The organism is Leclercia sp. M50, assembly GCF_037150775.1.
In the GTDB taxonomy this organism is placed as follows: Bacteria; Pseudomonadota; Gammaproteobacteria; order Enterobacterales; family Enterobacteriaceae; genus Enterobacter.
Genome location: NZ_JBBCPK010000152.1, coordinates 1 through 6,901 on the forward strand (window position 1 = coordinate 1; position 6,901 = coordinate 6,901).

Consider the following 6,901-nt stretch of genomic DNA (forward strand, 5'->3'; position numbering starts at 1 on the left):
CAGGCGATTTTCTTTGCCCGCCAACTCTCCGATGGGCGTGACAACCCGCTTTATCGCACCGTCGTCCCGCGCTACGGCCTGCTGGTGCGTCGTACCTGCTGTCAGCGCTATCGCCTGCCGGACGTTCAGCAGTGCGGCGATTGCACGCTGAAATAGTTTGTCAGGTCCAATAGATGAAAACGGCAACCCAAGGGTTGCCGTTTTGCTTTTATTACGCGACCTGCTGACTCTCTTCTTCTGCACGCTGGGCCTCTTCGGCCTCCTGCGCCAGCAGCTGCTTCTCGTACACCTTAAAGAACGGGTAGTAGATGATGGCGGAGACCATCGCTAACAGCAGGACCAGGATCGCCGCCCTGAAGTCCCAGCCCAGCGCCCAGGCCGCCCCCACCGGCGCAGGAGCGGTCCAGGGAACCACCGAAATCACGCGGCCAATCAGATCCAGCTTCATCGCCGCCCACGCCAGCACCGCGTTGACCATTGGCGCCAGCAGGAACGGGATAAAGAACACCGGGTTCATCACGATAGGCGTACCGAAGATCACCGGTTCGTTGATGTTGAAAATACTCGGCACCACGCTCAGCCGTCCAATGGAACGCAGGTGCGCCGAACGGCTACGCAGATAGCAGAACACCAGCCCCATCGTGGCCCCGGAGCCGCCAATCACAATGAAGAAGGTCCAGAACGCCTCCATAAAGATGTGTGGCAGCGGCGCGCTTTGCGCCAGCGCGGTCTGGTTCATCCCCAGGTTGGTGAGCCAGAACATCTGCAGCATACCGGAGACAATCGCCGCCCCGTGGATGCCCGCAAACCACAGCAGGTGACCAATCAGCACCGCCAGCAGGATTGCCGGCAGCGAGTCCGCCGCCGCCACCAGCGGTTTAAAGATGGCCATGATCGCCTGCGGGATCAGCATGCCAAACTGCGACTGAATAAGCAGGCTCAGTGGATAGAGGGTTAGCACCACCACCAGCACCGGGATCAGCAGGTCGAAGGAGTTCTTGATCATCGGCGGCACCTGGTCGGGCAGGCGAATACCGATATTGTGCGCCTTCAGAAAACGCATCATCTCCACGCAGTAGATCGCCACCAGAATGGCGGTGAAGATCCCCGTCCCGCCGAGGCTGTCCACCGGCAATGCGCCTTTGGTTTTTGGCGCGGCGATCAGCAGAAAGGCCATCAGCGACAGCATGGCGCACATGAAGGGATCGAGCTGATACGCTTTCACATAATGCTTGCCCAGGTTGTAGGCGATAGCGGCACAGATATAGAGGGACATCACGCCCATCGTCATATCGAAGGGGGTGAGGATCTGGCCTTCAAACTGTTTTGCCATATCCAGCCAGGCGCGGGCAAAGCCCCATGTGGTGTCCGGCGAAAACGGCGGGTAAGCAAACACTAATAAGAACGAGCCCACAATCATAAACGGCATCGCGGAGATAAAACCGTCGCGGATCGCCATCACGTGACGCTGGGAGGAGATGCGTCCGGCAATGGGGCTGACATAGTTTTCAACAAATCGGAATATCAGGTTAAACGCAGCATGGTTGGCAGACATAACGGCTCTCCTGTCAGACGATCGTTTCGGGCGTTGTGACGCCGCACGGTGTTCCATATACCACTTTCACCACCTTGCTGGCTCGCTTACCAGCGGGACTGCTCAAACGGATAGGTTTCATAATCGACTCTTATTATTGGATACAGGGGAAGTGACGTAATCAGTATTAATCTCCGCATCATGGTCTGCAACCGGTTACTGTAACCGGTTTCCGTGATTGTGAAGATGATCCAGAAATCGCTGATATCAGAAGCGTGTGACCTGGTAAATATTTACAGGGCATCATCTATTATGAACGACTACGCAGAGTATTTTTCTGGAGGAAACAATGAGTTTGCAGTCTGTGCGCCAGTTTTTCGCTGACCACGCCCCGGATGTTGAAGTCATCGAACTGGGTCAAAGTACCGCTACCGTTGCGCTGGCTGCCGAGGCCCACAACGTCGCGCCGGGTCAGATAGCGAAAACGCTGTCGCTAAAAATTAAAGATGAGGTGATCCTCGTGGTTGCCAAAGGCGATGCGCGTCTTGATAACAAAAAGCTGAAGCAGACGTTTGGCGCAAAGGCCCGAATGCTGAGCAGTGACGAGGTGGTGACAATCACAGGGCATCCTGTGGGTGGCGTCTGCCCTTTCGGACTGGAAACGCCGCTGGCGGTCTATTGCGACATCTCTCTCAGACAGTATGCGGAAGTGCTGCCCGCTGCCGGTGCGATCCACAGCGCGGTGCGTATTTCTCCGGAAAGAATGGCCGAGCTCACTCAGGCCACATGGGTAGACGTTTGTCTGTAAGTCCCGCGCCAGATCCGTTCTGGCGCAGACTTTTGCATGGGTTATGAAAAGTGTTGGGAAATGAAGCGCGAATTGCGGGGATCCGGGACGGGAAAATGGGTCAGGATATCCGCTGCGTGCAGTAATCCCACGTCGGAACGCACCCCGAGCTTAATCATGGCATTGAATTTATGCGCACGAATGGTTTTGATGTTGCGATCGAGCCGGGTGGCAATTTCCGGGATGGAGAAGCCGCACGACATAAACTGCAAAATGGCGCGCTCGGTTGGGCTAAGCAGTCTTCCACGATGAATATTCCAGTGGTTATTATGCCCGTCATTAACCCGTCGGTTCTCGCTCAATATTTTGCTCAGGTGCTCCTGCAGGTCAGCGAGCGGCTCAGATTTGAGAATCACCCCATGCAGGCGTGACGGCGAAAGCTGATTAATCAGGCTCGCTTCTGCCTCATCTGATGCCAGTACGATTCGCTGAATCATGCCGTATGTGGCAGCCACTTCCTTAATACAGACCAGGCAATTACGCCGCTCTTCCCGCTCATCCGAGAGGGAGTAAATTAACGACGTGTATGGAACAAAACTAAGTGAGGACTGGAAACTATTAATGTTATTAAACAGGTGGACTTCATAATTTTTAAGTGCGGGGCTGGCAAAAAGATGCTTAAGCCCCATACCACTCATCATGCACTTTTCGACGATAGCGATATGTCTTTTGTTCGCGTTCTTTTCCATTCGTCTTGCTCTCCATAGGCAGAGAATAAACTCAGCTCTTTCATTCCCTTAGTGCTGTTAATCCACGCGTACATTTCGGCATTACTCGTTAAAGCAAGTCTTCTCATGGCACTGTTTTTTTGCGCACTTACCGTTTTATTACTCTTTTTCAGCAATGCGGCGATTTGATTAATTCCCCATCCTTTTCCCAGTAAGCGTAATACTTTGCGCTCCGAGAAGGTCAACATGACTTCATCCTGGTTGTCATATAAATCATCTGGATCGGGTATTAATAGCGTCTGGCTAATACGTTCAGCGTTTTCGCTACCCGCCTGGATAGCCTTAACCACACTTTCGACGGGCTCCATGTTGGATAGCAACGTACTTTCTGGACGCATCAAGTGCTCAACAGCGAGGGGATAAATTGCCCGAGAAACCAAAAATATCCAGTGAATATCCCGATACTGATTTTGTAATGCGTGATACTGATTGCATATATTAAGCGGATTACGCTGTTCATCTGAAATATCAACGATGACCACAACTGCGCGACGCAATTGGAGAAGCGTCAGTTCTTCATGGGTCCGACAGTAAGAACGATCGTAGTCCGGGAAATAGCGTGACATAATGCTACCGAGGCCGGTCTGCATTATGGGTGATTTTCCAATTATTATTACACTTTTACAGATCAATGACGGCATTTGCGCTCCGAATCCATTCATACGTTCATTCCACGTCGTTCATCTAACTTAATTACCTGTTTGTTTAACAGGGCGACGTAAAAATGTAATGTCTTTCCTTTTTCATTAGCTGAGCGAAATGAGAGTGCGATAATAATCAGCATCACAAATATATACACCGCCAAAACAGCATTAATATCGCAAAATAACTCCTCAATGTTAACCTGTAGTGCATTATATTTTTAAAAAGAGAAAGTTAGATATTCTAAATATAGATTTAATAAATATGTAAATATAAAAACCATAGAAATTAATAATTAATTCGCTCAACGAAAAGTATATTTACCGCATCAATCTGCTCAAACCTTGATCTGGCCCAGAGCAAACGCTACCGGCTTGTGTGCTAAAAGTAGACATTCCGGCTATCCACCCGTCACTCTCTCCTCAGGGCAAAAGATGCAGGCAGATCAATCCTCACAACGCGCCGTCACGCGACTGTGTATTCAGTGCGGCCTTTTTTTATTGCAACACGGTGCCGAAAGCGCCCTGGTGGAGGAGCTTTCTACCCGACTGGGGCTGGCTCTGGGTATGGACAGCGTAGAGAGCGCCATCTCCTCTAACGCGATTGTGCTGACCACCATTAAATCGGGCCAGTGTCTGACCTCAACGCGTAAAAACCACGATCGTGGGATCAACATGCACGTCGTCACCGAGGTGCAACACATCGTGATCATGGCGGAACACAAGCTGCTGGATGCGCAGGGGGTCGAAAAACGCTTCAGCCAGATCAAGCCGTTGCGCTATCCACGCTGGCTGGTAGTGCTGATGGTGGGCCTCTCCTGCGCCTGCTTCTGTAAACTTAACAACGGCGGCTGGGATGGCGCTATGGTGACTTTTATCGCCAGCACCCTCGCCATGTACGTGCGTCAGGTGCTGACAGGCCGGCATCTGCACCCGCAAATTAACTTCTGCATCACCGCCTTTGTCGCCACCACGGTTTCCGGCCTGCTGCTGCGGCTGCCGGGTTTTGCCACCACCCCGACCATCGCCATGGCCGCCAGCGTGCTGCTGCTGGTGCCGGGCTTTCCACTGATTAATGCCGTGGCCGATATGTTCAAAGGTCACATCAATACCGGTCTTGCCCGCTGGGCGATAGCCAGTTTACTCACCCTCGCCACCTGTATTGGGGTGGTGATGGCCATGACGTTATGGGGACTTCGCGGATGGGCGTAATCGATTTTCTCTGGGCGCTGGCCCAGGACATGATGTTGTCGGCCATTCCGGCGGTGGGTTTTGCCATGGTATTTAACGTACCCCATCGCGCCCTGCCGTGGTGTGCGCTTTTGGGGGCGATCGGCCACGGCTCGCGTATGACGATGATGACCGCCGGGATGAATATCGAATGGTCGACCTTTATGGCCTCGATGCTGGTGGGCAGCATTGGGATCCAATGGTCGCGCTGGTATCTGGCGCATCCCAAAGTCTTTACCGTCGCGGCGGTGATCCCGATGTTTCCGGGCATTTCGGCCTACACCGCGATGATCTCGGCGGTGAAAATTAGCCACTTTGGCTACAGCGAAGCGCAGATGATCATGCTGCTGACTAACTTCCTGAAAGCCTCGTCAATCGTCGGCGCCCTCTCAATCGGGCTGTCGATCCCCGGGCTATGGCTCTACCGCAAACGCCCCCGGGTTTGAGAGTTGTGTTCTCCCGCTGCCGTGGTGATAATCCTCTGCTCTCATGTGGCTAAGTAAGGAGCAGATGTGTCTAACCCCGGCAGCGAAAACGCGGAAAACGGCGACGGCTCCCGCCTGAAAGACAAAATCTTCCTCAGCGCCCTCTCGCTGTTTGCCGAGTACGGGCTTAACGGCGCTCGCATGGAGCAGATCGCCGAGAAAGCGGGCACCACCAAACGGATGGTGGTGTATCACTTTAAGACCAAAGAGAACCTCTACCTGCTGGTGCTGGAATATGTCTACACGCAGATCCGCGCCAGTGAGATGCAGCTCAGCCTGGATGCAATGCCGCCGGTAGAAGCGCTGGTGGAGCTGGTGGAAACCACCTTTGACTATCACGCCGACCATCCGGACTACATCCGCATTATCTGTATGGAGAACATGCAGCGGGGCCGGTTTATGCAGCAGTCGGCCTTGCTGCGCCAGGTGAACCGCAGCGCGCTGGATCTGCTGGAAACCATCCTCAAACGCGGCAAAGAGAAGCAACTCTTTAACCAGACGGTGAACGCCCGGGATCTGCACCGCCTCATCAGCAGCTTCAGCTTTCACTATGTGGCCAACAGCTACACCTTCACCCTGCTGTTTGAGGATGGCGCCGATGAGCAGGCCCAGCGGCAACACTATCGAAAAATGGCGGTTCAGGTTGCCTTGCGTTATACCTGTCCTTAGCGCTTTCACCCCTGAGATAAGGAACCTACCATGTCTTTAGAAAAAGTTGTCTATACCGCCAAAGCCAAAGCTACCGGCGGCCGTGATGGTCGCGCCACCTCGTCCGACGGCGTGCTGGATGTCAAACTGGGCGTCCCCAAAGAGATGGGCGGCGCGGGCGGTGAAGTCACCAACCCGGAACAACTGTTCGCGGCGGGCTACTCAGCCTGTTTTCTCGGCGCCATGAAATTTGTGGCTAACCGCGACAAAATCACCATGCCGCAGGATGCCTTTATTGAGGGCGAAGTGGGGATCGGGCCGCTGCCAACCGGGTTTGGCATCGAAGCGAAACTGAATATTCACCTGCCAGGGATGGACGCCAGTGAGGCGAAAAAGCTGGTGGATGCGGCGCACATTGTCTGCCCGTACTCTAACGCCACCCGCAACAATATCGATGTGACGCTGAATATTATCTCCTGATTTTTCAGGGGGTCAGGGAGCGGGTTTCAGACCCCTGCCTGCCCCCTCCTCTCTGTGCTACCATAAGCCCATATCTCGTCCGCAGTAACTCAGTAGAGAAGTATTATGTCCTCCAGAATCCTGACCACCAGCGTCACTGGCATTGATGCCTTTATGCACGATCCCCGCGGCGTGCTGTCCAGGGCGCAAGGCGGTACTGTCGCCGTTTTCGCCGATAACGCACCGGCTTTTTACGCCATCACGCCGCAGCGTCTGGCCGAGCTGCTGGAGCTGGAAGCGCGCCTGGCGCGCCCGGCCAGTGACGTCAC

The 6,901-nt window shown here is 53.8% G+C and carries 9 protein-coding genes and 1 pseudogene; 7 read left to right on the forward strand and 3 right to left on the reverse strand.

Features of this window, described 5'->3' with window-relative positions:
• On the forward strand, positions 1-156 hold a 156-nt coding region (fhuF, locus tag WFM46_RS22115; RefSeq protein ID WP_336998559.1), incomplete at its 5' end, for a siderophore-iron reductase FhuF.
• A 55-nt stretch (positions 157-211) separates the two neighbouring features.
• On the opposite strand, the gene WFM46_RS22120 is transcribed toward fhuF, so the two are convergent.
• Positions 212-1,555 (reverse strand): PTS sugar transporter subunit IIC, encoded by a 1,344-nt coding sequence (locus WFM46_RS22120; protein WP_103178161.1) that lies wholly within the window; start codon positions 1,553-1,555, stop codon positions 212-214.
• A 328-nt stretch (positions 1,556-1,883) separates the two neighbouring features.
• Between WFM46_RS22120 and WFM46_RS22125 the strand changes: the two genes are divergently transcribed.
• On the forward strand, positions 1,884-2,342 hold the full coding sequence (locus WFM46_RS22125) for a YbaK/EbsC family protein (RefSeq protein WP_156653886.1): 459 nt from the start codon (positions 1,884-1,886) through the stop codon (positions 2,340-2,342).
• Positions 2,343-2,383: 41 nt separating this feature from the next.
• On the opposite strand, the gene bglJ is transcribed toward WFM46_RS22125, so the two are convergent.
• Together bglJ and WFM46_RS22135 are read right to left on the reverse strand one after the other, a co-directional pair.
• Positions 2,384-3,019, reverse strand: coding sequence for a DNA-binding transcriptional activator BglJ (gene bglJ, locus WFM46_RS22130; protein WP_103178159.1), 636 nt, complete (start codon positions 3,017-3,019; stop codon positions 2,384-2,386).
• Complete coding sequence (locus tag WFM46_RS22135; RefSeq protein ID WP_103181025.1) at positions 3,019-3,750, reverse strand: helix-turn-helix transcriptional regulator; 732 nt, start codon at positions 3,748-3,750, stop codon at positions 3,019-3,021. The genes bglJ and WFM46_RS22135 overlap by 1 nt, the downstream gene beginning before the upstream one ends.
• 435 nt (positions 3,751-4,185) lie before the next feature.
• Between WFM46_RS22135 and WFM46_RS22140 the strand changes: the two genes are divergently transcribed.
• The 5 genes and pseudogenes from WFM46_RS22140 to WFM46_RS22160 all read left to right on the forward strand — a co-directional run.
• Entirely contained in the window at positions 4,186-4,962 is a 777-nt protein-coding gene (locus WFM46_RS22140; RefSeq protein WP_156653885.1) for a threonine/serine ThrE exporter family protein, read from the forward strand.
• A complete protein-coding gene (locus tag WFM46_RS22145; protein ID WP_103178157.1) occupies positions 4,953-5,426 on the forward strand; it encodes a threonine/serine exporter in 474 nt (157 codons plus the stop codon). Before WFM46_RS22140 ends, WFM46_RS22145 begins: the two co-directional genes overlap by 10 nt.
• Positions 5,427-5,492: 66 nt before the next feature.
• Positions 5,493-6,134, forward strand: a complete 642-nt coding sequence (locus tag WFM46_RS22150; protein ID WP_156653884.1) for a TetR family transcriptional regulator — start codon at positions 5,493-5,495, stop codon at positions 6,132-6,134.
• A 30-nt stretch (positions 6,135-6,164) separates the two neighbouring features.
• Positions 6,165-6,593 carry an organic hydroperoxide resistance protein gene (locus WFM46_RS22155; protein WP_103178155.1) on the forward strand — a complete coding sequence of 143 codons (429 nt, stop codon included), beginning with the start codon at positions 6,165-6,167 and terminating at the stop codon, positions 6,591-6,593.
• Between the two features lie 105 nt (positions 6,594-6,698).
• Positions 6,699-6,901, forward strand: a pseudogene (locus WFM46_RS22160) (primosomal protein DnaT); the annotation flags it as partial.

Coding starts and splice junctions, on each gene's coding strand:
- WFM46_RS22120 (WP_103178161.1), bottom strand. CDS start 1,555: ATGTCTGCCAACCATGCTGCGTTTAACCTGATATTCCGATTTGTTGAA.
- WFM46_RS22125 (WP_156653886.1), top strand. CDS start 1,884: ATGAGTTTGCAGTCTGTGCGCCAGTTTTTCGCTGACCACGCCCCGGAT.
- bglJ (WP_103178159.1), bottom strand. CDS start 3,019: ATGAGTGGTATGGGGCTTAAGCATCTTTTTGCCAGCCCCGCACTTAAA.
- WFM46_RS22135 (WP_103181025.1), bottom strand. CDS start 3,750: ATGCCGTCATTGATCTGTAAAAGTGTAATAATAATTGGAAAATCACCC.
- WFM46_RS22140 (WP_156653885.1), top strand. CDS start 4,186: ATGCAGGCAGATCAATCCTCACAACGCGCCGTCACGCGACTGTGTATT.
- WFM46_RS22145 (WP_103178157.1), top strand. CDS start 4,953: ATGGGCGTAATCGATTTTCTCTGGGCGCTGGCCCAGGACATGATGTTG.
- WFM46_RS22155 (WP_103178155.1), top strand. CDS start 6,165: ATGTCTTTAGAAAAAGTTGTCTATACCGCCAAAGCCAAAGCTACCGGC.